The organism is Vibrio sp. 1078-1 (assembly GCF_033340475.1).
This window is the reverse complement of the sequence record NZ_JAWOWM010000001.1, coordinates 875,808-899,861: the sequence shown is the minus strand read 5'-3', so window position 1 is coordinate 899,861 and position 24,054 is coordinate 875,808. Positions and strand designations below refer to the sequence as shown.

The following is a 24,054-nucleotide window of genomic DNA, read 5'->3' as shown; positions in this document are numbered from 1 at the left end:
TGGAGGCGCCTCCCGGAGTCGAACCGAGGTCCACGGATTTGCAATCCGCTGCATAGCCACTCTGCCAAGGCGCCTTTTTATTACGCTTCAGGGCTCTACCCCGTTGCGTTGGTGGCTACTTTACGGATTGAGAGAAGATAGTCAAACAAAAACATTTCATTTTCTGTTCGTTTGATTTCTTTTAAGTCAATTCGACCAAAGTTCGATCTTATTGGCTTAAAACGAAGCAATATAAATCTCGCTTTCAGTTCGTTTTGTCCCATGAAACATTAAGGCGTTTAATAGTTGCTGACCCTTTTTAGCAATCTTCCCACAACATTAGGGTGATAAGACCAAGTGTGATCAAACATCGACATTAATGCAGGATTTCCGTATTTCGATAAGCTAATCGCGTGAAAACGGTTTTTCTTCGCTTTGAGCGCATCCACTTTGGCCAGTAACTCGTCTTGTTGTTTTGGCGCGATAAAGTCGGAAATGACTACCATGTCTGCGTTTTTATATTTATCACCGCTCATCAAGTCGATAGATTTAATCAAAGTTGGCTCTAAGTCTGTACCACCATGGAAGCTATAAGTTAGAAAGTCCGCCGCCTCGCGCAGACCATCTTGTTTGGTTAGTTCGTAGGTAATGTGTTCCGTAGAAAAAATAATGACATAGCAATCACGTTGCTCCGCTAGTGCGATTTGCATCAGAGCATAAGCCATGGCTTTGGCGCATTGCTCAGGAAAGCCACTCATGGAACCGGACGCGTCCACACAAACAATGAAGGGGCCTTTTTCGATATCTACCGCTTTATGGTCAGGTCGGTGAGCTTTAACTTTACGTAACGTGCGCGATTTGCCTTGTGTACGATAGTTCATGAGCCGTTTATCAACTAAGTGTTTATAGAACACAACTTCAAGTTCAGGATACGCCAAAAACATCGTTTCGTTGGGAAGTAGCTTATTTAGATCATCGCTTTCGTGAATACCGACAATATCATCCGTCGCCTCATCACTTTTCTCTTCGACCAATTGAAGTTCTTCAGTGGGCGCACGATTTAGTTCAGGATCATTTACTTGCCCCGCCATACGACCGAGTTGCTCCGCAATTTCTTGCAAGCCTTGGTGCTTCTTCAGAAACTCAGCATGGCGTTTCATCACCGTTAAGTCTGTTTTACTCAACTTGGCAGATGCCATATCCCACAGGCGCCCTACACTTTCAGCGTCACCCGACTCCGTGACTTTATCCATATTACGCATGGTTTCCATACGTTGATACAGGTCATTCAGCACCTTTTCTTTATTGGCTTCAAGCTCGCTTACTTGCGCTTGTTTTATAGCATCGGTGAGGCTTTTGTACCATTGATCACAAAAGTAATGAGGGAACATAGGGTTATTCATCCCTTTGTTCTTTTCCATCATTCGGCGAGCTTGCATGTAAAACGCAGAGTGCCATTCCAGCTTTTTAATCACATCTTCGATGTTTTCAAAAAACGCCTCTTCATCCCAATGAATAACCTCTTGATATAAAGACAGCTCTTGTTGGAAACGCTCTGTCTCACATACCTTGGTGATCCGTTTTTTGACGCTGCCTCGCCACTTTAACAAGTGACCTTTGACCGAAGATTTAACACCTCGGTTTTCTGCCATCATCATGACTTGTGAACGAGCCATCAAATCATTAACTGCGCTATCGATGATGCCGGAGTCGGCCACCATCAGCGCGAGGTTAAGTCCGTCTGCACCTAGCATGTCGTCTCCTTATGAGAAAAACTGATTTAAGTTTTTAAAGCGTTGGATAACTTTTTCACTTTCTGCTTGGATTGATTCAAGTCTCTGACTGACCTGTTGCAGACTCGACTCCATTAGGCGGGGTAGTTCAGGATCAACAAAGCTATGCGGAAGCGCATCATGAAAGTTCGCTTTCACCTTACGCATATGGTGTTCTGCCTCACTAAGCTGATTTACGGCTTTTTCGCTCTGCGTTAACCACTTTTGGTAAAGCTCTACATCCAAGCCCTCTTGAGTCACTAGACTAACCAGAATGCCTCGGTTCGCGATATCACGGATAACTAGGTTGTTCGCCGCGTCAACGTCAAATCGTAAACGGCACATGTTGGTGTTTTGATTGACGTAACCATACACATCACCGCTTCCCTCTTTAATGACTCGATCTAACTCATCTTTGGGTACATAAACCCAGCGGCTATCACCTTTTTCTGATTCTGAAACCGACATGTTGCTTTGCAAGACAACCAATTTAACTAAGTTAACGGCTGCGCCAACTTTGTACATCTTGGCTTTAGAGGTATCAAAGCGCATGGTTTCTTTACGCAAAATACCCGTTGCCGCTTCAGACGTTAACGTCATGCGGTAGGCATCTTCAAGTTCATGTTGAACATCAACCAAAGACTCACGGCAGTACTCAATTTCCTGCTCCGCGTCTTGTTGATCAAATGCATGTTTTAAGGCGAACTCTTGAACCACTTCACGTACCACATCTCGCGATTCAGGACTGTTCCATAAACAATCTTGCAACAGTAGAAGGTCAAGCGGATTTATTCCATCGCGACCATTAAAAAACGCGCTCGCTTTTAACAACTTCACGGCTTTCTTCCAGCGGCGGTCAGAGACATACATGTCGGTATTGGCCACATCACCAAACTGAGCTTCAACTTTGCTTTCTAACATCGTTTTAAGCTGGAAAAGCTTTTCGAATGCATTGTCGGTTAGCGTCAATTTGTCGAGCTGTTGTTGCCATTGATGATATTCTTCATCAGTTATCGCTAGGCCTTCTGGTACTTGTGCCTCTTGCGATGTGCCCACAGTCAACATCGACTTAAAGTTTTGTTTATTCTGAATTCGATTCACAAACACACGTACCAACATGCGGTCGTAGAGCGCATCCAATCCACTATCTTCATCGGGTAATTCATTGGAAGCCGATACCAACAAGCGCATTGGCACACGCTCGATATCACTACCATTTTTGAATGTTTTCTCATTAACCACTGTGAGCAATGTATTAAGAATTGCAGGGCCCGCCTTCCAGATTTCATCCAAAAATACGACTTGTGCAGTTGGCAAATACCCTTTAGTTAAGCGAACATAACGGCCGTTGTCTTTTAGCTCTTGGATACTCAGTGGCCCAAACACCTCTTCAGGGGTTGAGAAGCGCGTCATCAGGTATTCGAAGTAACTGCTGTTATCGAACGCTTGGATGAGTCGTTTGGCAATTAAGCTTTTTGCAATACCAGGCGGACCTAAAAGAAAAACACTTTCACCAGCAAGTGCAGCAAGAAGGCAGAGCTTGATCGTATGTTCACGCTCATAAACGCCATCCGTTAACGCTTTCGCCAATTTATTGATGCGTTCTGAGAGAAGCGCTTTTTCGGCATTTGAGGCAAATAAGGTTTGTGTCATACGTTCTCCGGCTGCTGAAGTGGTATTGCGTTAACATTTTTATACACTTGTTATAACTTTGTTACAAATGTATTTTGTCGAATTCCCCTTATAGCAGATGCTTTTCCCCTTCTTGACGAAGCAATCAAAGTTTCCATTTATGAGACATTGCTCACTTAAAGTGCAAACGCTTTCGTCGTGTTGCAGTATTTTTTGCTTTTGTTTCCCACCATTTGTGGTTAATGTCGAAAAACGTCAAAAATGCGGTAACAGCTAGGGTTCATAACTGCATGAGCAAGATAATTCATAAATGGAAGCAAATTTCTCTGATTGAAGAAGACGTTATGCTTCCTACAGGACAGGCAATTACGCACACTACAATCCATCATCCGGGCGCTGCAGTGATTCTCCCTATTACAGCGGAGGGTGAGGTTGTCCTTGTCCACCAATTTCGGCCTTCACTTAATAAATGGCTATTGGAACTTCCTGCTGGTACCAGGGAAGGCAACGAAGAGCCGCTCTGCTGCGCCAAAAGAGAGTTAGAGGAAGAAACTGGGTTTAGTGCAGAGAAATTCACGTCTCTCGGCCAAGTCACCCCTCTTGCCGGATTTTGTGATGAGATACAGTATCTATTTGTTGCCGAAAAGCTCAACAAAACAAACCGTTACGAGTGCGATGAAGACGAAGTGATTGAGGTCGTCACCTTGTCAATCAAGCAACTCGAAGAAAAGATTGTCGATGGCACGATCACCGATGCCAAAACGATCGCTTGCTTAAGCAAAGCGCGCCTTTGCGGATATATTTAGGACTTTGACCAAGGAGACATTCATGGATTTTCGATCAGATACCGTTACACAGCCCACCCAAGCCATGCGAGAAGCCATGTTTAAGGCCCCCGTTGGGGATGATGTTTATGGTGATGACCCTACGGTCAATGAGCTTGAAAAATTTGCTGCGCAGCTTGCTGGTTTCGAAGCAGCTTTGTTTACCACTTCAGGCACTCAAGCCAATCTGCTCGGTTTAATGGCGCATTGCGAGCGGGGAGATGAATATCTATGTGGGCAACAAGCACATAACTACAAATACGAAGCTGGTGGCGCGGCGGTTTTGGGATCAATTCAACCTCAACCAGTCGAAAATAACCCAGATGGCACGCTACCATTTGATAAACTGGCTGCTGCGATTAAACCAGATGATTGTCACTTTGCTCGCACTAAGCTTCTCAGCTTAGAAAACACAATTAATGGTAAAGTACTACCTCTGTCTTACTTAGCAGAAGCACGTGACTTCGTGAATAAACATAACTTGCAGATGCATCTAGATGGCGCTCGCGTTTTTAATGCAGCCGTTGCACTTGATGTTCCGGTAAAAGAGATCGGTCAGTACTTTGATTCAATGACGATCTGTCTGTCGAAAGGTCTGGCTGCCCCTGTTGGCTCGCTACTGCTTGGTAGCAAAGACTACATCGCAAAAGCACGTCGCTTAAGAAAGATGGTCGGCGGTGGTATGCGTCAAGCGGGTATTCTTGCCGCAGCAGGCAAACTTGCCCTTACCGAACAAGTGGAACAGCTAAAACAAGATCACATCAACGCAAAAACCTTAGCGGAAGGTTTAGCAGAACTGCCTGGTTTTTCAGTCAACGCTGAATTTGTTCAAACAAACATCGTGTTCGCGAAGCTTGATCCTCAAGTGGACATAGTAAGTATCGCTGCGAAACTAAAGGAACAAAACATCACGATAACCCCTGGAAATCCAATTCGTTTTGTAACTCATAAAGATATTTCAGCGAAAGACATCGACACTTTCTTATCAAGTATAAAATCTCTACTTTGATTTGATTTTGATCATTGAGCTTCCCCTAAGGGGAAGCTTTATTGTATCGGCATGATTTTTAGCGAATAGATAACCTCCATGCTCAGATTTGTACTTCTAATCTCTTTTATTTTCTCTTCCGCTATCCATGCCGAGCCGTTTGGTGATGCTGATAAAGGTAAAATCAAATCACCTAGCTGTGTCTATTGTCACGGTGTTAAAGGCATCGCAACGAACAACACCTATCCAAGCCTTGCTGGTCAAAATGCTCAGTACCTTTACAATGCAATGAAATCTTATCAAGCCGGTGAGCGTAAAGGGCCACTTGCAGAAATGATGGCAGCACAGTTAAAAATGTTAAATGATGAAGACCTTCGTGATGTCGCTGCTTTTTATGCAGAACAGACAGAAATCAAGTGATTAGATCACCTGTAGATGTACTATGAAAGCTCGTGAATCATCCAAACTCAACGCATATTGAAACATTAACCCAACATTTGACCACAAAACAATCAAATTAACTTCACTTCAAATATTTGATGAATTTATAGTTCAACATAAGCATTAATATTGACTTTTTATTCTATTTTATCGATATTTCATGCTTTATTGAATTTGACGTGAAGTAAGTTATGTCTCACACACATGCGCAACCAGCAGACTCGGTTGCTACCCCTAAGTCGTGGCAGATGCCAGATACCCTCATTTTGATCTTCATTGTTGGTATTCTTGCTGCGATTCTTACCTACTTAATTCCTGCTGGTCATTTTGATAGCCAACAGGTGACCTACATGGTCGACGGTGCAGAAAAAACTCGCACAGTTATCGATCCTTCTTCTTTCTCTTATGCAACCGACGAAAACGGTGAACTGGTTTACAACAAGGTTGGCCTGTTTGCTTCTGGTGGTGGCATTGGTTTGATGAACTTCCCTTTCGAAGGGCTAGTTTCTGGCTCTAAATGGGGCAGCGCAATCGGCGTGATTATGTTCATGTTGGTTATCGGCGGTGCTTTCGGCGTTGTAATGCGCACAGGCACAATCGATAACGGTATCCTGCGCCTTATCGATAAGACCAAAGGTAACGAAGTGCTATTCATTCCAGTGCTATTTTTGCTGTTTTCGCTAGGCGGTGCGGTATTTGGTATGGGTGAAGAAGCCGTAGCATTTGCGATTATTATCGCGCCGCTTATGGTTCGCCTTGGTTATGATGGTATCACTACGGTGATGGTTACCTATGTTGCGACTCAAATTGGCTTCGCTACTTCTTGGATGAACCCTTTTTCCGTCGCTATTGCGCAAGGCATTGCGGGTGTACCTGTTTTATCCGGCATGACAGTGCGCATGGGGTTATGGGCTGGCTTTACGTTAATCGGTATCGCTTTCACAATGATCTACGCCGCTCGTGTGAAGTCAAATCCTAAACTTTCTTACAGCCATCGCACAGACCAGTATTTCCGTCAGCAAGAGCTTGGCAATCAAGATTCTCGTTGGAACCTAGGTGACACACTCGTTATCCTTACGGTTATTGCGACCACGGTGTGGGTCGTTTGGGGCGTAGTCGCTAACGCATGGTACATCCCAGAAATCGCTTCTCAATTTTTCACTATGGGCTTTGTTGTCGCGATCATCGGTACGATTTTTCGCCTGAACGGTATGGCGCTAAACTGCGCAGCTGATGCATTTAAAGAAGGTGCAGCTATTATGCTTGCACCTGCCCTATTAGTGGGTTGTGCAAAAGGTGTATTGTTGATCCTTGGTGGTGGTACAACTGATGAAGCGAGTGTACTGAATTCAATTCTAAACAGTGCTGGCGGCGTGATCAGTGGGCTTCCTGACGTGGCTGCGGCATGGTTAATGTATGTATTCCAATCTATCTTCAACTTCTTCGTCACTTCGGGCTCTGGACAAGCGGCACTAACGATGCCTCTACTGGCCCCTCTGGCAGACATTGCAGGAGTTACGCGCCAAGTGGCAGTTTTGTCATTCCAACTAGGCGATGGCTTTACTAACGTTATCGTCCCTACTTCGGCATCTCTCATGGCAACGCTTGGTGTCTGCCGTATCGACTGGGGTGACTGGGCAAAATTCTGCTGGCGATTTATTCTATTACTCTTTACCCTATCAAGTATCGTCGTTATCGCAGCTCATATTATGGGTTTTGCGTAAAACGAAACCAATTGGTAATTAAGGCGAGACATGTTCTCGCCTTATTAATATTCATCGTATGACGACGCTAAGGTTTTAGATTAGCTTATGGTTTTGGAGTGGTAACTTTAATGGCAACACAATTTCTCGATGACGTGATTCAAGGTCATCAAGTGATTCAATCTCTCAATGTAGCAGACCTAAATTCGGGCGAGCATAAGTTTTGGTTTCGCATCGCAACGAATGCTCTCTCTCAGTGGCAACACCTACCTGTGCTAGTGTTCAAAGGTGAAAAACCTGGCAAGAAGATCATGATTACCGCAGGGGTTCATGGTGATGAGTACAATGGTGTGTTAGCAGCGCAGAAAACTGCTCGAGAGCTCATCGGCACTGAAGTCGCTGGTACTGTCACTATTGTTCCAACCATTAACATGCCTGGTATGCTAAACCACAGCCGCGATTTCTATTCCGCAGACCCTGATGCGTCTCCTGCAAACTTAAACCGCTTTTTTCCTGGTGACCAAAACGGCAATGAGGCCCAACGTTACTTATATGCATTGTGGAATGATTTGCTCAAGCCAAATGCTGATTTAGCCATTGACGTTCACACTCAAACCAGTGGTGCTGCCTATCCACTTTACGTGTTTGCAGATTTCCGAATCGAGCAATCATTAGAAATGGCTCGCCTCATTAATCCTGATGCGATTTTAAATGATCCTGGAGATGCTGGCGTCCTTGAAACGGTCTGGAATAACCATGGTGTCCCAAGCATTACTGTTGAAGTAGGTATGGGGCGATACACCGAGCGAGAACTTATCAGTCGAACTGTAACAGGCATTTTTAATGTGCTGAAAAAGCATAACATTGTTGAAGGTGATATGGACCCTATTACGTCATGCTTGGAAGGAAACGAAATCATCAGTGTGAAAGCGACACACGGCGGCTTTGTACTGCCTCATGTCAGTTTGATGGATTTTGTCGAGCAAGGTCAACTTCTTGCGATTCAATACGACAGCTTTGGCGCTGAGATTAAACGCTACACCGCCCCAACAAGCGGCACAGTACTTAGCCACAATGTTGAATCTATTCGAGCACCAGGTTCCCTGATCGTTCGTTTGATTAAGTAAACCATAACCGTTTGTTGATAGAGCAACCTTTCGACGCTCACTCAAATTTATATAAGCCCCATCACGAGTAATCACAAATGATGGGGCTATATCCATTTTGACCACATTAAGTTACGCCGTAACAAATTACTGTTAAGCGAAATGACAAACTGAGCTCTTAATTAGGAAGCTTCCCCTCTGTCCGCTTTTTCAGCCACGCTGATGAACTTAAAGCTGCCGTTGTTTCTCTTGTTCAACAAAAATGAGCTCGTCGATAGCGAAACCTTTCTCTTTAGCTACGTACTTAAAGCGCTCCACTACTTTCTCATCAACATTAGGAGTTCTAGACAATAGCCACAAGTAGTCGTGGTTGTAACCTGAGACAAACGCATAGTCATAGTTTTCACCTAGCTCAAACACAATGTAAGAAGAGTATATTGGCCCAAAAAAGGAAACCTTTAAGTGTCCCACCGTTTCATCTTCAACAAAATAAGCTTTGCCTTCAGCTTCTGACCACTGTCGCTCTTCTTCGGAATATCCACGGTTTATCACCTTGACCCCGCCATCCTCACGAACCTGATACTCAGCGGTAACGTTGGATAAGCCTCGCTCAAATGAATGGTCTAGGCGTGCAATCTCATACCACTTACCTAGATATGGCTCTAAATCGAAATTATTCACGGGTTCCACCCCATCCGGCTTCGAGGTACAACCAAATAAAGTTGCAAGTGACAAAAGTAAAAATATTTTTATCGATTTCATACAACACCTAAATTTTAATTAGTGATTGATTTTACTCTAGAAGATAACAAATCGATCACTAAGCCGCACCATCGCCCTCATAGGTACACATCACAATTCTTCATCATCAATAGCGCGCTGAACACCGAAACCTCGTCATCTCAGCAAATCGATAACAAGATTGCTCTATTTTTGACTTACAAGCTGACCATGCTTGTACATTTTGTCAGCATTTAACCCTATGCATATAGAAACTTTGCACAACATAGACATTCGTAGGCATATCACCCTCCTATAATACGTTGCGTTATAGACAGAGGTTATTGTTATGAAATTAAAAACAGTGTCAGTTTGTGCACTTTTGGTGTTACTTGCAGGTTGTCAGCAGGAAAAGCCGAGCGAAACGACACAATTAACGACCTCGGCAGATGTATGTAATGCACAAGGAAACATGCCAGGTGGGTGGAATGAGTTTAACGCGACCCCTGATGCACAAAAGGCAATGGCCTTTGTTTTAAAGAAAATGGACACAATAGCGTCGTTTAAACAAATACTGAATGTTCACGCGCAAATCGTTAGCGGCGTCAACTATGCTATTGAGTTTGAATTGGATGATGGCTCTGTTTGGAACACGATTGTTTATCGCAACCTCGATGGCGAATATGCGATTACCCAATCGCCAAAAGAAGGCCACTTTTGCGAACAGTAGCGACTTAGTCAGAAAGCCCCTAACAATAGGGGCTTTTTGATCTAACAGTAATCACTGAATTAGACAGCGAAGCGACATTGAGATTTAATCGACACCGTTGAACCAAGTCTTGATGGTTCAACATCAATCCTCTGCGCCATTTGCTCTTTCAGCTCAGAAACGTGAGAAATAACACCGATCATGCGCCCAGTCTGTTGCAGGTCCACTAGCGTTTGAATAGCAAGATCTAAAGACTCTGGGTCTAAACTACCGAAGCCCTCATCAATAAATAAAGTGTCTAAACGGATACCGCCACTATAGGATTGCACAACATCCGACAAACCAAGTGCCAGAGCAAGCGCTGCCATAAATGATTCACCGCCGGAAAGTGTCGCAACATCACGCGTTTTTCCTGTGTAGCCATCTTCAACCATTAAATCTAAGCCGCGACCCGCAGCGCCTTTGAAGCCCTCTGTTTTTCGAGCAAGAATATAGCGCCCTTTACTCATAAGGCTTAAGCGTTGAGAGGCCTGAATCAGCACATCATCCAACAGTACACCAAGAACAAAGCGATGTAGGCTAACCCTGCTGCCTGTTTTACCGCTAGCAACGTCGTACAACGTACCAAAGACTTTGTATTCTTCTTCTAACTTACTATTTTTCTCATGCAACACGGCAATATCTTTACGAACCTTTTCAAGACGTTCAAATATTGAGCGTGTGGTATCAAGTTGATTCCTTACTTCAATATATTGCGCCTGCAGAGTGGTTAACCTATCGTTAAACGACTCTAAATTAGGCCTTTCAAGATCTTTCAATGCATGATTTAAATCATGTAGTGTTTGCTCAAGCTTGGTTTGTGCCTGTTTGAAGCTGTCTATTTCTTGCTGCCAGGCTTGAAGTTCATCATCTCCCACTCGACTACTTAGATAATGGCTTTCATCCTCAAATTTACTCGCCTGTAGTGCCTCATTCCACGCTAATTCTGCTTGGCTAAGTTTTTGCTCTGACTCAGATAACCACTGCTTGTTCGTCGCTAAGTGACTTTCCGCATTTGATTTCTCCAATATCGCTTGCTGCAAAGCGGTTTGCGCCTTTTCTAAGCCTGTGTTCAAACTCAGAATTTGCTCTTTTGTCAGCAAAATTTCACGTTCAAGCAAGTCAGCGGAACTGTATTTTGGGTCAATAGAAGCTTGTAATTGAGCCAATTGTTCTTGGTTCGCTTTAACGGTTGATTCATTTGCCGCCATTTTATTCTGCAGCTCATGAATTTTATTTTCACCCACGACGCAGCGTTGATTAAGCTGTTCAACGTTCTTTTCTAGCTTTTCAATATCAATAGCTTGTAGACGTAGGAGTTGAGCATTGATCGCTTGCAAATCATTTTGAACCGTCGAGATCTCAGATGTAGCATACTCACCCAACTCCTCTTTCAACTGGTTACACTGATTCTGATACTGACTAATGACAACGTTATGTTGTTCTAGCTGATTGCTTAGTTGGTTCAACAAGGTTTGAGCTTCTCGCTCTTTAGCTCTAGCCGCCTGAACTTGCTCTTTTGTAACGGCTTCTTCAACAAACGTTGCGGGGTTAGGATGCGTTTCGCTACCACACACCGGGCATGCTTCACCTGCTTTTAGTCGCTGCGCTAATACTGCCGCTTGAGCGTTGTGCCACTTAAGCTCTATCGTATCAGCGGCTTGTTGACGCTGCATATAGCGCTGACTGGCTTCGTGTAGTGACTGCTGCTTGCCTACAGTTAGCGCATTGAGTTTAGAGAGCTCTAAAGTAAGATCATGCAGCTTTTGTAGATCCTGTAACAGCCGTTGTTTTTGTTTTATTTCCGCATCGATGCTGCCAATAAGCGCAACATCAACTCGTGCTTTCTCTAGCTCCTTCTGTCCCTGCTGGGCCTGTAACGTTAACTTATCTTTTAGTTCTATGTACTGTTTTAACGTTGCTTCAAATTGTTGTTTTTGTTGATAACCCGCCGTTATTTTACTTTCCAAATTGTCTTTCTCGACCAACTTGTTTTTCATACTTTCAAGCTGATACTGCAGTTGCGTTAACTGCGGGACCTTTGCCGCTGCCTCTTTTGCACTTTGCTGCAAGTTTTCTTGTTCTCTCGCAACGACATTAGCTTTTTCGAGACTCTCTTCCAAAGCTACGATTTTTTGCCTAAGCTCTTGCGTTTGAGCTTTTGCATTTTGTAATGAGATGTAGGGCAACTCTATCTTATTGGCATTTTTAGCGTTTTCTAATTGCTGTTGACGAGCTTTTATCGAATCTGCGTGTTCTAGATGCAGCTTGAGTGCGCTTTCTGCTTGCTCTCGTTTCGAAAACTCTCCATTCAAGGTTTCCGCTTTTTGCAATTCAGATTTAGCAGTATTGAGCTTATCTAACGCTGCTTGCTCATTCTTTTTATCAGACTCTAATTGCTTAGTTACTTGTTCCAGTTGTTGTAATAGTTCTTGTTCAGAACTCGCTTCTGCAACTTGTAAAGCACCTCGAATTTGATTATCAAATTCGCCTTTCGCTTTACTAATTGCACTCGCTTTATCTTTGAGCGCGTACTCAATTTTTTTATATATGTCAGTTTGAAAGAGCTGGCCAAAAATTTCTTCACGCTCTTTAGAGCTAGCAAGCAACAGTTCTCGGAATTTTCCTTGAGGCAACACCATAACTTGACGAAATTGAGTTTCATTCAAGCCAATAATATTGCTAACTTCAGTTTTAACCTGAGTCGTCTTGCTGGTGATAAGCGTTTCAGTCTCACCGAGTTCATAAAGAGCCGCAGTGTGCTTTTTAATCGTCATCCCTTCACCACGGGCCTTGGGCGCTTCCTGCTCAGGGGATCGAACAACTCGGTATTGTTTGCCGTGTAACGAAAATTCGAGAACTACTTCGGTTGGTAAGTCTTGCGCGGATAAGTCACACCGCATCTGAATACCTTGTCGCTCATTACCTGTGGTTTCACCATAAAGGGCGAAGCAAATGGCATCTAAGATCGACGTTTTACCGGAACCTGTAGGACCATTAATCAAAAATAGAGGGTTACTGCCAAGCTTCTCAAAATGAATGATTTCAGTTTTTGCAAACGGACCAAAGGCTTGCATGGTTAGTTTAATTGGTTTCATCTTTGGTCCCTATTGCTGTGATAATTGCTTAATAATGTCAGTAACAGCTTGCTTTTGCTCTTTAGACAACTGGCTATCTTGCGCCTCAATAAAAAAATCTCCGAACATATCAATTTCGCTTCGCGCCAACTTTGCTTGCGCCATTTCCTGCTCTACCCCAATTAACATGCCAGGTTTCTCAAGGTGTAAAACGTTTGGATACACTGAACGAAGTTTTTCCATTGGGTTTAAAATCGCATGTTTATCCATCAAACGAACTAACAAATAATCTTCATTCTTGGGGTCTGTTTTCCCTTGCTCAATAACTTTATCCAGCTCGCCCTCTACAATACGCATTTCATGAGGAGCCGTAAGATCAATATGCTTTGCAGAAACGAATCCTTTCTTGTCCAGTTCAACTAACGTGAAACCTTTTCTCTGGTTCTGTTCACCAAAGCTATACTTCATGAGAGAGCCAGAGTAACGGATATGCTCTGCGCCTTTCTTTTGAGGCTGATGCAAATGACCAAGTGCGACGTAGTCAAAATCTAAGAAGTGTTCATGACTCACGCGATCAGAACCACCAATAGATAATGGTCGTTCAGAGTCTGACTCGATAGCCCCATCAACAAAACAGTGACTCACGAGCACGCGCTTTTGCTTAGAGATAAAGCGCTCTTTAATTTGCTCAACAAGCAATTGATGAGCCTCATCATGAGTGGATACCGAGGCTTTGTAGGCAAACCTGACCTGTTCAGGGTCGTTATAAGGCATACCATAAAACGCGACCTCGTCCGCAGAGTCCGTTTTTATGATGATGGGAGTGAGCATATCTTCAAAGTTGCTAACAATATGGAGACCTGCATTTTTCATTTGCTCTGAGCCGAAACCTAGCCTTTCTGCACCATCATGGTTGCCAGATATAAATATCATTGGTGTTTCTAACTCGGTACAAATGCGTTTCACGACTCGATCTAACAGTTCTATTGCAACCGTTGGTGGCACCGAACGGTCATAGATATCTCCCGCCACTACAACTGCATCGACGGGGTTGCGTTCAATATAGTTAATCAGTTGTTCGAGTACTGCTTGTTGATCTTCGAGTAGTGATACGTTGTGGAATTGTCGACCAAGATGCCAATCTGAGGTGTGGATAAACTTCATTCGAATTCACTTTCCGCCAATTCTATGAGTAGGCTTGCTTCTGTCAGAGTCCATGTACCGTTTATAAAAAGGAATGCGTCACGGGTGGGATCTCGAACAAGCCAAAACTCAAGTTATTTTATATCGGTAAGGATATCTTGAGTCGAACAGCTTTTCATGTGGTTTGTGTTCTATGGCTGGCTATTTAATCAGAAAGCGAGAAGAACACTGTAAAAACGCGGTGAGCAAAGCTATTTTGAAAAGCAAGCTGCGCCTAGTCATTCTCCAAACATCATTAAAGGGCCAGTTTCGAGTCAATCCCCCATAACATTTGCATCACTAAAACCTCAGCTACTAGAAGGAAAAGCAATAGCCAGACCTATTCGCTACGCCAATTGTATATTACTCCTACCGCATAGCCATCTGGCTCGATGTCGGCTTGCAAAACGTGAAAGTCTGGGCAGGGGCTGCTTCTTTGAAGCTCATCAATCACTAACGCTTTTAAAACTCCGCCACATGCACCCAATCCGCCAAGTTTTATATCAACAAATTGATACTGAGTTTGATCGGTCACCCACGGAGACAAGAATTGCATTGAGTTTAACCATTGCGGCTCTTCCTCATTAACGGATAAATACAATTGACTGAGTGGATGTTCACAACTTACTCCTAATTGCTTAAACACCTTGTCCACGGCGATGCGTTGTTGTTTGGCATCTAAATCAATTCGAACAACATCAGGCACAAGACCTGAATGTCGAAAAAAACACTTGGTTAAAATGATAGAGCTTTGAGGTTTGACATGCCCTTCTACATCGCTCGTAACCTCTATAGCCAGTATCCAAGTCGCTTGCGTTTCATTAACTTCACGATTTATCCGATTTAGTGCCATCAAAAATGCAGCTTGGCCATAAGGATAAAAGTAAATTTCAGTATTGACAGTTTGGCCAACGAAAATAGAAAGCTCGCTTATCAATGCTTTAAGCAAGCTTTTGTCTACCGAAGATGGTAAAAGAACACAGAGATTCCCTTTGATATCAACTTGCTCAAGACTCTCGCGCTCAGAGCGCACGAGGCTTAATATATGCTCATCTATTGATTGAGCAAAGTCAGGGGGTCGGATTTCCTCGGACAATCTAAAAGAATCATCAGCTATCTCGCGAACGGTGTGTGAACGGCCATTAAAGGATAGAAGATGCGTTTGAAATGCGAGTGGCATCTAGCCTCCGATTAAAACCGTAGGCATACCAGATAGAATTTTGCCACCATGAGACGTTGAATCGCCGACTCTTGCGGCTGGTTTACCGTTGATTGTTACGCTAGAAGAACCTGCTGAGATACTATCCGGAGGACCGATACAAATAAGCTTGTCGCCTTGTCTTGCCGCAGGTATCCCGCCAATCGTTACGTTTGGTGAACCAACAACGACGGGACCACCGACATGCGGTATCTTTCCTGTTTTTTTAGGGCAAAGATGAAAGCTGCCCAAAATTGCGGCTGGTTTACCCACTTTAAATCACCTTAGTTCAATGAAATTTGCCCAGCTTTAAGAGCAATAGCTGAGCCGTTAATGGATATTTTATTACCTTTGATATTGATTTCTCCAGAGCTAGACATCTGAATAGAAGCACCACCTACTTTGATCTCGACGCTCTTTCCTGCATTAAAAGACAGTACTTCACCCGTTTCATTCGAAAAGTTTTTACCTACTTTCAAGCTCGCGTTCTGACCAACCTCTTGATTAACATCATTGGTCACTTTTTCGGTTTTACTGTTTTCAACGGCGATATCAACACAGTCTTCAACTAGCATTTGGAACAGTTTTTCAGCATGAAGATAAATGTGCTCTTCACCAGGCTTATCATCGAAGCGCAACTCATTAAAATTGGATGTACCTTTTTGTACAGAGCGTGATTTATAACCACTCTGAGAACTTTGCTCTGGTAAAGCGTAAGGAGGGAGTTGACTACCGTTATATAGTGACCCCGTAACGATTGGTTGATCAGGGTCTCCGTTGACAAACTCGACGATGACCTCTTGTCCGACTCTAGGGTGAAACACCGACCCCCATCCGTTACCTGCGATATTTTGCGCAACACGAATCCAACATGAACTATTTACATCGTATTTACCAACACGGTCCCAGTGAAACTGAACTTTGATACGGCCATGTTTGTCTATGTAAATTTCACCATCTTTGTTCCCCGTAACTATTGCAGTTTGCAAACCTTTCATCTGAGGTTTCGGATAGTTAACTGAAGGACGAAGGATTGTCTTTGAGTCAACACAACTAAACGAGACTTTGACACCTTGCGCACCGGTGCCACCTTGACCAGTCTGGTTATAAACAGCAGCAGACAAAAAAACAGAAGACAGTACATATTCTTTGCCAACTCGAGATTTATCTTCATGTTTTTTAAACTTGAAGCACTTGCCTACGCTGAATGTTCTGCACGTAGCCTCGCCACGACACAAATATGCATTTTGCTGTAGTGCTTCTATTGCATGCGTGTTTCTCAGTGCGTATTGATCATTGCTCTCCATTTCACCCATGTATTCAAAATACTCGCTTTCAGGCACTGTAAAAAAATCACTTTCACCCTTTGCAGTATTTTTAGGATTCGAAGAAGGCTTGAGCATGTTATAGCCTGACTTTTGACTCGCTTTAGTAGTCAGAATTTGCGTTTCATGCCAAGAAGAAATGTGGCTAGATTTCGCCGTACCTGTATCAAAATCGACTAAAAACTCAGTACCCGGCTTATAAAAACTGATGTCATCAAAAATATTGAGCGTATGGGCAGACTTAGTATGTGTAAAAAAAAATGATAGCCCCTCTTCCGATAACAGACGTCGAACAAATTCAAGATCTGATTCTTCATATTGTACTTTGTACGTGTATTTAGGATAGGACTTGGTTAGCTCAAAACTAAAGGCAACACTATGCTCCGATAGTACTTCAGAGATAATTTCCTTTATATCTTTATGCTGAAATATTCTGCAATTTTTTCGATATTCAGCGAAACGTAATTTAGGCTCTATTAATAATTCTATGTTTTTATAATTTTCGCCTTTATGTGTATTAGAAACCCTTTTCCCTTCTAATCTTGCAGCAGAAACGTAACCATGCATATAACGAGGATTTGAAGAAACATCCTCATTATTTTCAAGGGTAATGGTAACTTCCTTACCAATAATTTCGTTTAACTCACTTCGTTGATCATTAAAGTAAGCTTTAGCACGCAATGAAAAAAGTTCTGAGATCTCTTCTTTATACTCAAACGAGTTTAGTATGATGGCATCTTTACCGAATGGGGAAGAAATTCGGATGAAATTGTTATCTTGAGTTGCTCTTTTCATTAAATACTTCTTTCAAAAAAATGCGGAGGAATACTCCCCCGCATGAAAATTACATTTGTTGACCTTTAACACCGCTGTAGCCGTATACCAATGGAGCAGAAGTGTTGTTCTTATCGTCAGTAGGAGTCACTGTCATCATCATTTCTGTGTAAGAAATTGTGATAGTTTCAACTGGACGATCGTCTTGGATAGAAACTGAGTAGTTAGAAATCATCGCATCAGTCAGTTCGATCTTCATGATCTCTTCAACCTTCTCACCCTGCTTAGTAATATGGAAAACCGCTGGTTTACCTTTACCAATCGTCGCTTCTTTAAATAAGTCAGGAGAAGAACGGTCTTGAAGTTTAGTGATAGTCAAATCATATAGACGAGTAGCGCTCGCTTCACGGTCCATCGCTGTACCAGTGTATGATGAGATCTCACGACCTACACTCCAATCTACAGATAGTAGTGTAATCAAATCTTTGTATTGCTCGGCTGTTGCCTCACCCTTAATATCTGCGTATTTAAGATACGTATTAGACTGCATGCTAATCTCCTATAGCATTATTAATTGACATATATCGTAGTAATTTAATTATCTGACGTTTGGTGATAATTAGTGATTAATGTATCAAAAACTTCATTTTAAATACGCCCTGTTATATCTTTAAATAAGATTTAATTTAAGCGTTTTTTATAAAAAATAATAGTTAATATGAACCAACTCCCAATTATTATTGAGAGTGTAAAGGATGTTAAACTATTGAGACATCAAGTCCACTAGTTGTACCTTTAACAATAATTTCATCAAACGTCTTATCATTAAGAATTGCATGCAATATTTCATGAGAAATCTTCGGAAGCAATGTATTTTCTATGGTTGTTTGTACCACACGCGCACCACTGCCAGACTCATTGCTATTGTCTACAATATCATTAATTAGTTCCTCATCAAAAAACAGGTCAGCGTTATAGTGCTTACGAATACGAGTCGTAATTTTATCCAACTTTAATTTTGTTATTTCTATCAATACTTTTCTTGATAGAGGCAAATAAGGTAATACGTTCACACGCCCTAAAAATGCAGGTTTAAAGTCGACCAACAAATCATCGCGTAAAGCATCTTTTAGTGCTGACGGCTCAGGAGATAAATCAGGATCAGAATACAAAGACATCGTCGTTTCGGTCCCTGTGTTCGCGGTCATAATAATAATAGTGTTTTTAAAGTCTATATCTCGACCTTCACCGTCTTTAATTGAGCCTTTATCAAACACCTGATAAAAAATATCTTGAACACCAGGGTGCGCTTTTTCCATTTCATCGAGGAGAATTACACTATAAGGTTTACGTCTAACAGCTTCAGTCAGTACACCTCCTTCTCCATAACCGACATAACCAGGAGGAGAACCTAATAGCAATGAGACTTTATGCTCTTCCTTAAATTCCGACATATTGATAGTCGTGACATTTTCTTCACTACCATAGACTTTCTCTGCAATCGCCAAAGCCGATTCGGTTTTACCCACTCCGCTTGGTCCGGTTAGGAGAAATACACCATTTGGTCGTGTCTCATCCGTGAGCTGCGCACTCGCGGTTTTTATCACTTCAGACATGAGCTCTAAAGCGTGATCCTGCCCGACAACTCGCTTACACAAACTTTCTTTCAAACCCAATACTGCTTGGATTTCATCATCCTGAAGTTTACCTAGCGGTATACCGGTCCAATCCGAAATAACTTCTGCGATTAGCGCTTCATTTACATGCGAAAAAACTAAGGGCTGTGAGTTAGCGGAAAGGTTATTTTCAAGCTCTTGTAACTTGTCTCTAGCAGTTTCAGAACCCTCCTGGATTATTTGGGTTCTAAGTGACTTAGCTTCATTTACCCATTCTTTTTCTTTTTCCCAAAGTACTTCTAATTCAATAATGTCATTAGATAGCGCATCAATCTCTTTTCGGACACCTTGCAGCTGCACATCAAGAGATGCTCCTAGCCGACTCTCTTGGCTAAGATGCTCATACTCAGCTTGCTTTGCTTTAAGTTTGTTTCTTTTCGCATCTAGGCCTCCCGGTGTAGATGACTGACTTAACGCAACTCGAGAACAGGCCGTATCCAAAACAGAAACCGCTTTATCTGGCAGTTGACGACCATTAATGTATCGAGCTGACAGTTGGACCGCTGCATTGAGAGCTTGGTTAGTGATATGAACATCGTGGTGTTGTGCCATTACATCAAGTAAGCCTCGTAACATTTCGATCGCGAGTTCAGGGGCAGGCTCATCAACCTTTACGACTTGAAAACGCCTAGTTAAAGCTGCATCTTTTTCAAAATACTTTTTATACTCTGCCCACGTTGTTGCTGCGATCGTTCTGAGTTCACCTCTCGCTAATGCTGGCTTCAGAATATTCGCCGCATCACCTTGGCCCGCTTGCCCACCACCGCCAATTAGGCCATGAGCTTCATCAATGAACAATATAATAGGCTGTGGAGCGTCGTTTACTTCCTTAACAAGGTTCTTAAGCCTGTTTTCAAACTCACCTTTCATGCCTGCGCCGGCTTGCAGTAACGCCAAATCCAGAGACTTAATTGCCACATTTTGCAGAGCGGGAGGTACATCGCCATCAATGATCTTTTGCGCCAAACCTTCAACAACGGCTGTTTTTCCAACACCAGCTTCTCCCGTAAGAATCGGGTTGTTTTGTCGGCGTCTTAATAAAATATCGATCATTAGGCGAATTTCATTATCTCTACCAATCACCGGATCTATTTTACCTTCCCTAGCTTGCTCAGTAAGGTCTGTTGTAAATTGATTCAAGGCGGAATTCGCGTTTGACTGCGCTAAGTCATTCGATCTTGATTGAGGCGCATTACTTTCTTTAAAGTTCAATAAGCGAGATGGTTCTATCTTGTTTAGTTCAGGACTAATCGAACCAGCCATGTTGACTAACGTATCATCAGACAAGTAGGCAAATAAAAGATGGATGCACCCCAACTGTTCTTGATTGAATTCAATGGTTGCAGACAACAAGGCATTTTGCATAACAGTCACCGTATGAGCTGATAGCCCAGGCACCGACTGGCATCCTGTTTTGTATTTTTCTAATGCCTTTTGAATATCGGTTTCAACCTTGATTTTATCGACATCAAATTCGTCAAAAACTTCAGAGTAAATATCGTCAGGATGGCGGATAATCATCATTAACCAGTGAGACATTTCAATACTGTGATGAGTTCGGGAGCTTGCCATCGCAGCTGCCTGTTCAAGTGTTTCCTTAGCCTGAGGAGACAATCTTTCGACCAACGCTGAAAGTGAGAGTGAAGCCATTACATTTCCTTTAAATAGTAATTGTTATAGTTCGATCTTTTGTACGTTCGTGTTTTTTAAGCACAGAACCAATACCTAACTGCCCCTGCTGTTTCGATAAACAAGCTTGTGGTAGCAAACTATGTTTGGTGGTGAGCTGCCACTTCAGTTGTTTATGTTTTCCAATCAACTCATAAGCAGCGTTCTTAATGATTGCTATATTGGGTTGGTTAGGAAGCAATTTACTAACTAGCTGTTTATCTTTTGGCAGAAATTCTATTGTTGTCCCCGCGTTGATGTTCCATGCTTTCGAACCCAAAGACGCTCCTAAACCAAGTTGAGCAAACTGCCCTTCAGGCATAGTTCGGGATGCAAGGCGTGTTTGCTCTTCTTTCGTAAGGTGTAACCATTGTCCTTGAAATTCATGAACTTTTACTTGGCATCCAGATAAACATTCAAGAATACTTTTCAGTCCACCTTTACTTCTCACTGGTGAAGCAAACACACCACCATAGTGCCGGGACAGTGAACTCCCTTTCCCAGTTAATGCCGATTTACAGCTTTCTAACGGCGAACGCGCGCCCTGCGCATGCGCACGAGACTGAACAGTCAGCTGACTCAGTTGCCAACATCGATAATAAAGAGATAATAAGCGATGATTGAAAATATCGTAGAAGTCCACCATAGCCGTATCGCCTTCTTTTTGGCGATGTAAAGCTAATTCACTATAGTGCTGGGGAAGCACACCTTGCTCACCCGTTAGGCCTATTAAATTGGTCTCAATCTCTAACTTGCTGTCATCTATATTTTTCAGTTCACAAAGCTGAGCATTTTCAAAACCTAATGATGGATTAACCTTTAAGTTTAGCTTTTCATGCTTCGGTAACGCATCTGTTCCTATTTGCGCCTCTGCTTGCAGAACTTCGTGTTCAATAAGATGAATCGCTTCAAACAATGGATGTTGCTTTAATTCTCGATAAAATTGTTCCGCGCTCATAGCAACACCTTATCGCCAGTTAATGCGGGCCATCGGTGGAAAGACTTTCCCGTGGACTTAATTCTTATTTCTAACTGCGTAAAAATGTTAATTTCAGCATATTGCGAGAAGTAAACAGATAAAACACTACCTAAGAGAAAGATCTGCTCTTTAGGTAAAATTTGATCAGAAACCGTCAAAATAATTTTTATACCGTGCGCAAATCCAACTTTGCCTTTCTGACTAATTCTTCCTGTAGTAGGCTCAAACTCTAACTTAGTTAAAGCATCGATTACCGCTTTCGTTTCTGCTGTCCCAGAAAATGCATAGAGATTAAGGGTCTGCTTCAAAGTTGCTAAACCATCTTCCTCGGTAAAATGGTTTAAAGTTAAAAGCTTAGTTAACTGCCATCGTGTGCTTTCATCCATTTCTGGCCGAATAGTTTCTGATAAAGAAACTAAACAACGAACAGATTCGAAATTGTCATTTACCTCCGGTAAAGATACTTGCGGCAGCCCACCTCCAAATGGAAGTTTCTGCGCTAAGTTGCGGTTACAGCACTCAGCTTCCACGTACATTAACCAGTTTTCCCGGCTATCCGGGCTGAACAATTGATGTTTTTTATCAACAAAAGAAATGTAAGTTTCTCTACCTGGCTCATCATACCCACCAGCCCAGTTCTTATCCTCACGTCTCATCAACCAATAAATCTCACTAGTGTTTGTATAATGCGTGTGCTCACCAGCGTGATAACATGGCAAATTGTGGTACGTTTTGTTCCAGTTTCTCAACGTTACGTCAGAAATTGAGACAACCTCATTACTTTCAGATTCTTGGTATTGTGGAGACAAGTGGTAATCGTATTCAGTTGGTAGAATACGCTTAGGCTCCATAATACTTTTAAATAAGTTGATTACAGGCACACAACCTACCATTAAGCTTTCTTCGTCCACTTGCTTTGGAAGCCAGTCATCGTTGGTATCAAAGTAAAAATACAGTTCGACTTGCTCTCCAAGATCTAGCTCAGATAATCCAAGTTCGGTGATATCAAAGAACATAAACTTCTCAGGAAAGTGCAAATACTCAACAAGTAATCTTGCTCCTGAAAAGCTTCTTTTACTGTATGGCACAACTTTCTCATCTTCTGAAAATCCTACTTCAGAAAGATGTCTTTTGGTTAAAGGACGAACTTCTTTGCCATCCACAACAACAGATAAACCAATTAGGTTTTGAAACAGCATTTGGTAGAGCTTAAAAGTCAATTGAGATTGACCGTTTAAATAGAAGCGCAGCCGTTCTATCCCCATTTCACCAAGAGGAGTCTCTTCATCTTGAGCCGTGAGCTGTACTTTCAAAACTGAATGAGCATTGCTTTCCCATCGTGAGCCAACTGGCTTGAAAGGCGCATTTTTAAAAACGCCAGAGGTCACATCAACAGGATACATTCTGACCGGATAACAAGTTCTAAACTCGCATTCATGATATCCAGTAGCACCGATAACAACTCGCTCGCCTTCTTCTACATCAAAATAAGAGGAAGTGGAGTTAGAACAGCTCATTTTAATGACTGACATTGACGGGATTGGGGCGTGAAAATCCGGATATAACTGTCCCATCAAAGACTCTGTAAACTGAGGGTAACTATTGTCTAAGCTTTGTCTAATCCTTGCTGTTAGAAATGCGCAGCCTTCTAACAATCTTTCTACGTGTGGATCGTCAACCTGTTCCTCACTAATACGAAGTCTCGCGGCAATCTTGGGATACTGCTCACCAAACTCTTGCCCTTTGTGACGCAAATAAGCTAACTCGCGATTATAGTACTTGAGAAACTCTTCACTCATTTTGCTCTACTCAGTTTCATACCTAAATTTACCGGCTCTACTTCAGAATTGAATCGCACTTCATGAATACTGTTATCAATTAAGCAAGTGGCATTTATCTGTAACCTCAATACCCTATCAATAGCGTTTTTCTCGTCCGAAATCTGGACATGAGGGTTCCTTAACCTCGGCTCAAACTCTTTAATTGCATCATGAACGATGTCGCAAAGCTGATTCTGCCCTTCTTGGCTGCTATAGGGCATTGAGGAAAAATCTGGCAGCCCATAGTTCAATATTGAATAACGAACCTCTAGAAGATCATCAGGAATATTTTTCCATCCAATACGACTATTCAGCATCGACTCTAGATCTCTAAGTAAGCTGCTCAACATCTGTTGCTGGCTTGCAGGGAAGTCTTTCTCATCTCGAGTGAGAGGATCACTATCTATCAATTTGTCGAGCAGAGAAACGGTTAACGACATGA

Annotated in this window: 19 protein-coding genes and 1 tRNA gene; 6 read left to right on the top strand and 14 right to left on the bottom strand. The window is 42.5% G+C overall.

Annotated elements, in window-relative coordinates:
* The 3 genes from R7190_RS03965 to R7190_RS03955 form a co-directional block, all read right to left on the bottom strand.
* Positions 1–74, bottom strand: a tRNA-Cys gene (locus tag R7190_RS03965).
* A gap of 204 nt (positions 75–278) precedes the next feature.
* Positions 279–1,733: an ATPase RavA stimulator ViaA gene (viaA, locus tag R7190_RS03960; RefSeq protein WP_005375981.1), complete on the bottom strand. Its 1,455-nt coding sequence runs from the start codon at positions 1,731–1,733 to the stop codon at positions 279–281.
* Positions 1,734–1,742: 9 nt separating this feature from the next.
* Positions 1,743–3,404: an ATPase RavA domain-containing protein gene (locus tag R7190_RS03955; RefSeq protein ID WP_132936426.1), complete on the bottom strand. Its 1,662-nt coding sequence runs from the start codon at positions 3,402–3,404 to the stop codon at positions 1,743–1,745.
* Between the two features lie 269 nt (positions 3,405–3,673).
* On the opposite strand from R7190_RS03955, the gene R7190_RS03950 reads away from it, so the two are divergent.
* From R7190_RS03950 to R7190_RS03930, 5 genes are all read left to right on the top strand, one after another.
* Positions 3,674–4,189, top strand: a complete 516-nt coding sequence (locus R7190_RS03950) for an NUDIX hydrolase (RefSeq protein ID WP_186585271.1) — start codon at positions 3,674–3,676, stop codon at positions 4,187–4,189.
* A 22-nt stretch (positions 4,190–4,211) separates the two neighbouring features.
* The gene (gene ltaE / locus R7190_RS03945) at positions 4,212–5,216 is read left to right on the top strand and encodes a low-specificity L-threonine aldolase (RefSeq protein WP_186585270.1); all 1,005 of its coding nucleotides are present in this window, start codon (positions 4,212–4,214) and stop codon (positions 5,214–5,216) included.
* A gap of 78 nt (positions 5,217–5,294) precedes the next feature.
* Positions 5,295–5,615 carry a c-type cytochrome gene (locus tag R7190_RS03940; RefSeq protein WP_186585269.1) on the top strand — a complete coding sequence of 107 codons (321 nt, stop codon included), beginning with the start codon at positions 5,295–5,297 and terminating at the stop codon, positions 5,613–5,615.
* 212 nt (positions 5,616–5,827) lie between these two features.
* A complete protein-coding gene (gene yfcC / locus R7190_RS03935) occupies positions 5,828–7,360 on the top strand; it encodes a putative basic amino acid antiporter YfcC (protein WP_186585268.1) in 1,533 nt (510 codons plus the stop codon).
* A 110-nt stretch (positions 7,361–7,470) separates the two neighbouring features.
* The gene (locus R7190_RS03930; RefSeq protein WP_186585266.1) at positions 7,471–8,466 is read left to right on the top strand and encodes a succinylglutamate desuccinylase/aspartoacylase family protein; all 996 of its coding nucleotides are present in this window, start codon (positions 7,471–7,473) and stop codon (positions 8,464–8,466) included.
* 207 nt (positions 8,467–8,673) lie between these two features.
* Here R7190_RS03930 and R7190_RS03925 read toward each other — a convergent pair whose 3' ends face one another.
* Positions 8,674–9,207 carry a lipocalin family protein gene (locus R7190_RS03925; RefSeq protein WP_025767720.1) on the bottom strand — a complete coding sequence of 178 codons (534 nt, stop codon included), beginning with the start codon at positions 9,205–9,207 and terminating at the stop codon, positions 8,674–8,676.
* A 307-nt stretch (positions 9,208–9,514) separates the two neighbouring features.
* Between R7190_RS03925 and R7190_RS03920 the strand changes: the two genes are divergently transcribed.
* Complete coding sequence (locus R7190_RS03920) at positions 9,515–9,895, top strand: cystatin domain-containing protein (protein ID WP_005387498.1); 381 nt, start codon at positions 9,515–9,517, stop codon at positions 9,893–9,895.
* Between the two features lie 59 nt (positions 9,896–9,954).
* Here the strand turns inward: R7190_RS03920 and R7190_RS03915 are convergent, their stop codons facing one another.
* The 10 genes from R7190_RS03915 to tssE all read right to left on the bottom strand — a co-directional run bounded on the left by R7190_RS03915 (position 9,955) and on the right by tssE (position 24,052).
* Positions 9,955–13,011 (bottom strand): AAA family ATPase, encoded by a 3,057-nt coding sequence (locus R7190_RS03915; protein ID WP_115386666.1) that lies wholly within the window; start codon positions 13,009–13,011, stop codon positions 9,955–9,957.
* A gap of 9 nt (positions 13,012–13,020) precedes the next feature.
* A complete protein-coding gene (locus R7190_RS03910; RefSeq protein ID WP_186585265.1) occupies positions 13,021–14,154 on the bottom strand; it encodes an exonuclease SbcCD subunit D in 1,134 nt (377 codons plus the stop codon).
* A gap of 358 nt (positions 14,155–14,512) precedes the next feature.
* Positions 14,513–15,352 carry a hypothetical protein gene (locus R7190_RS03905; protein ID WP_054578967.1) on the bottom strand — a complete coding sequence of 280 codons (840 nt, stop codon included), beginning with the start codon at positions 15,350–15,352 and terminating at the stop codon, positions 14,513–14,515.
* Positions 15,353–15,643, bottom strand: coding sequence for a PAAR domain-containing protein (locus R7190_RS03900; protein ID WP_005375969.1), 291 nt, complete (start codon positions 15,641–15,643; stop codon positions 15,353–15,355).
* 11 nt (positions 15,644–15,654) lie between these two features.
* On the bottom strand, positions 15,655–17,490 hold the full coding sequence (tssI, locus tag R7190_RS03895; protein WP_186585264.1) for a type VI secretion system tip protein TssI/VgrG: 1,836 nt from the start codon (positions 17,488–17,490) through the stop codon (positions 15,655–15,657).
* A gap of 49 nt (positions 17,491–17,539) precedes the next feature.
* Positions 17,540–18,019: an Hcp family type VI secretion system effector gene (locus R7190_RS03890; protein WP_005375967.1), complete on the bottom strand. Its 480-nt coding sequence runs from the start codon at positions 18,017–18,019 to the stop codon at positions 17,540–17,542.
* A gap of 208 nt (positions 18,020–18,227) precedes the next feature.
* Complete coding sequence (gene tssH, locus R7190_RS03885) at positions 18,228–20,795, bottom strand: type VI secretion system ATPase TssH (RefSeq protein WP_017820212.1); 2,568 nt, start codon at positions 20,793–20,795, stop codon at positions 18,228–18,230.
* Between the two features lie 10 nt (positions 20,796–20,805).
* Positions 20,806–21,771 carry a type VI secretion system baseplate subunit TssG gene (tssG, locus tag R7190_RS03880; RefSeq protein WP_005375963.1) on the bottom strand — a complete coding sequence of 322 codons (966 nt, stop codon included), beginning with the start codon at positions 21,769–21,771 and terminating at the stop codon, positions 20,806–20,808.
* A complete protein-coding gene (gene tssF / locus R7190_RS03875) occupies positions 21,768–23,591 on the bottom strand; it encodes a type VI secretion system baseplate subunit TssF (RefSeq protein ID WP_318137513.1) in 1,824 nt (607 codons plus the stop codon). Before tssF ends, tssG begins: the two co-directional genes overlap by 4 nt.
* Positions 23,588–24,052 (bottom strand): type VI secretion system baseplate subunit TssE, encoded by a 465-nt coding sequence (gene tssE / locus R7190_RS03870; protein WP_017635621.1) that lies wholly within the window; start codon positions 24,050–24,052, stop codon positions 23,588–23,590. Before tssE ends, tssF begins: the two co-directional genes overlap by 4 nt.
* Positions 24,053–24,054: the final 2 nt, after the last annotated feature.